This is a genomic window from Luteibacter sp. P4_E6, assembly GCF_056401535.1.
Genome location: NZ_JBFUJE010000749.1, coordinates 1 through 1,506, shown reverse-complemented (window position 1 = coordinate 1,506; position 1,506 = coordinate 1). Strand labels below are relative to the sequence as shown.

Below are 1,506 nucleotides of genomic sequence, written 5' to 3'. Positions count from 1 at the left end.
GTCGCTGGCCAGTCCATCGCCACTTACGTCTGGGGAGACCCGTCCACCCAGCCTTATGTGCTGCTGGCGCATGGTTGGTCGAGCCTGGGCCTGCGTTGGGAGAACTGGGCGCCGCAGCTTCTTGCCCGGGGCTGGGCGGCGGTTTCCTTCGACCAGCCGGGGCACGGACATAGCGGCGGGACACTGTGCACCCTGCCGGACTTTGCCCGCACCGTGGCGGCAATCGGCCGCCACTATGGGGATGCGGAAGGGGTGGTCGCGCATTCACTGGGTGGGGCAGCGGTCACCCTGGCACTGGGCGAGGGCTGGAGCGCGAAGCGCGTGGTGCTGATCGCGCCGGCGGCGGACCCGATGGCGGCAACACGTCGTTTCGCCCGCTTCGTGCGCCTCGCGGAGCATCTTCGCGAACCGCTGCATCGTGTGCTGGCGGCGCGCACCGGGATAACCATCGAGGCCCTGCACGTGGGCAGGCACGCGCCGCAACGCACGCAACCCGCGCTGATTATCCACGACATGGCGGACCGCGACGTACCGGTGGAGGAGGGCGAACTGTATGCCCGCCTGTGGCCGGGAGCCGTTTTGCTGAAGACGCGGCGGCTGGGGCATCGCCGTATCGTCGACGATGAAGGGGTCATGACGGCGGCGCTCGCCTTTCTCGGTGGCGCCGCGGTCAGCTGAGCTACCATCGGCGTCTACCTCACGGAGCGGTCCCATGACAGCTACCTGCGCGATCTGTGGAGCGACGCACGAGGAAGACGAGCTGGAACTCAGCTACGGCCGGCCCGATGCCATTTTCGACATGCCCAACGACGAACGTTCGCTCGACGTCTATGAGAGCGACGATGCCTGCGTGATCGACGACGAACGCTTCTTCCTGAGAGCGACCCTGCCGTTACCCGTGCAGGGACGCAAGGACGACTATCACATCGGTGTGTGGGTCGAGATCGACCAGGAGCATTTCCACCGCGTCGGCGATCTGTGGGACGACCCTGAACAAGCGGCCGAGCCGCCGATGTCGGCCACGCTGGCCAACGAAATCCGGCATCACGAGGGCAGTCTCGGTGAACGGGTGCTGATGCAGCTCACCGGCCCCAATACGCGGCCGCAGGTGTTTATCGTGAACTCGGAACTTCCGCTCGGGCACGAGCAGCGGGCGGGCATCACGACGCACCGTGCGAGCACGTACTCCGCCGGACTGGCGTGAGCTGACAAGCGGGCGGGTTCGCTGCACTGCAGCAGGGCCCGCGTCGCCCCCGGCGTTAGAATTGGCCGGTTCCCCACCGCAGTCGATCCTTCCCCGGAGTTTCCATGAGCTCGCAGCCCAAGCACATTCCCGCCAGCCATACCGACGCGGAGGGGACGCCGTTGCGCTTCGTCACGGCGGCGAGCCTGTTCGACGGACACGACGCAGCGATCAACATCATGCGTCGCATCATCCAGAGCCAGGGCGCCGAGGTGATTCACCTGGGGCATAACCGCTCGGTGGAAGACGTGGTGCGTGCGGCC

3 protein-coding genes are annotated in these 1,506 nt (G+C 66.8%); all 3 read left to right on the top strand.

Annotation, left to right across the window (positions count from 1 at the left end; all coding sequences use genetic code 11):
* The coding region (locus AC1DT2_RS23100; RefSeq protein ID WP_477299009.1) for an alpha/beta hydrolase at positions 1-678 on the top strand (678 nt) is incomplete at its 5' end.
* 34 nt (positions 679-712) lie between these two features.
* The gene (locus AC1DT2_RS23095; protein WP_063574113.1) at positions 713-1,204 is read left to right on the top strand and encodes a DUF2199 domain-containing protein; all 492 of its coding nucleotides are present in this window, start codon (positions 713-715) and stop codon (positions 1,202-1,204) included.
* A gap of 104 nt (positions 1,205-1,308) precedes the next feature.
* On the top strand, positions 1,309-1,506 hold a 198-nt coding region (locus AC1DT2_RS23090; protein ID WP_477299008.1), incomplete at its 3' end, for a cobalamin B12-binding domain-containing protein.